Annotated in this window: 1 protein-coding gene; it reads left to right on the forward strand. The window is 65.9% G+C overall.

Annotation, left to right across the window (positions count from 1 at the left end):
* Window positions 1-240: 240 nt before the first annotated feature.
* The coding region (locus GXY15_06950; protein NLV40949.1) for a transposase at window positions 241-1,592 on the forward strand (1,352 nt) is incomplete at its 3' end.

Here is a 1,592-nt window from a genome sequence, read left to right on the forward strand (position 1 = left end):
CCTGGGGTAGGGGGAGGTGTGTCCGGAGGAGAAAAAAAACAACCCCGTTCCGTAATACGGTCCTATTGCTCAACAACATTGCCGAACCAACCGGCCAGAAAAATGGCTGGTGAGATATCCGGGTTAATTGGCCATGCGGCGGCGCCGGACCGGAAATTTCCGGGGTTTTTAGACCAGGGAAAGATTGGCGCGGGGATATGTTGCGTAGTATAATGCGCCGTCGGTCAAGGAGAGCCAGCCATGCAGATACACGTCACCGCGCCCCTGTTCGCCTGGGAGAGCCTGGAGGATTCGCCCTCCATAAGAACACTGCGGCGGTTTCTGTCCACGGTTTGCGACGGGCGGCTGCTCGATTCGCTTCAGGCCGCGCGCGGCCGCGGCAGGGGCGACTATCCGGTGGCGGTGCTCTGGGGCGTTGTCCTGCTGACGATTGCGCTGCGGCACCGGAGCATGGACGCGTGCCTGGCCGAACTGGGGCGCAACCGGGAGCTGCGCGAACTGATCGGGATTGAGTCGGAGTCGGGGGTGCCGAAGAAATGGAACATGTCCCGGTTTCTTCTGGTGCTTGGAAGCGAGCCCCACCGCACGCTCCTGCGCGAGGTGTTTGACGCGATGGTGTCGCGCCTGGGCTCCACAGTGCAGGACCTGGGCGTCCATGCCGCCGGCGACGCGACGGCGCTCAACGCGCGCCGGACCACAAGCGACGGCGAGCGCAAACAGGACGCCCGCGAGGGGCTTGCCCAGGCGTCCGGGGGGCGCAAGGAGTACACGGACGACGCGGGCAACGTGACGCGCGTGGTGGAGTGGTTCGGCCACAAGCTTCACCTTGTGGTGGACGCGCGGCACGAGGTGGCGATGGCGTATGCGGTGACGGACACGAAGGCGGGCGACGGCGAGACGCTGCCGGCAGTGCTGGACCAGGCCGTGAACAACCTGCCGGCGGGACGGATAAAGACGCTGGCGTTCGACAAGGCGGCGGACAGCGACCAGGTCCACCGGGAGCTGCGCAAAAGGGGGATAAAGCCCCTTATCCAGAACCGCAGCCTGTGGAGGGACGACCTGGAACGCCCGCTGCCGGGGCGCGAGGGCGAGGTGGACAACATTGTGCACGACGAGAGCGGCACCGTTTTTTGCTACGACACGGCCAGCACGCCCTGCGTGCGCCACCCGATGGCCTACATCGGCCACGAGCCCGGCCGCGGCACGTTGAAGTACCGCTGCCCCGCCCGCCACAGCGGCTGGACCTGCCCCAACGACCGTGCGTGCAACAAGGGGCGGGACTACGGCAGAACGATCCGCATCAGGCAGGGGCTTGACCTGCGCCGCTTCCCGGCCATTCCGAGAGCCACCAAACAGTTCGAGCGCCTGTACAAGGGCCGCACCGCAGTGGAACGCGTCAACGCGCGGCTAAAACTCTTCTGGGGCGCCGACGACGGAAACATCACCGGCGCGCGCCGGTTCCATGCGTTTGTCGGCGCCGTCATGGTCGTGCATGTGGCATTCGCCACGCTGTTGGCGGCAACGCCCAGACGCGGCGGCCCGCTCGGGACAATCCATCTGGGACCCATCCAGAAGGCATTGCAGCAGACTCC

It is taken from the genome of Candidatus Hydrogenedentota bacterium, assembly GCA_012730045.1.
Taxonomy (GTDB): domain Bacteria; phylum Hydrogenedentota; class Hydrogenedentia; order Hydrogenedentales; family CAITNO01; genus JAAYBR01.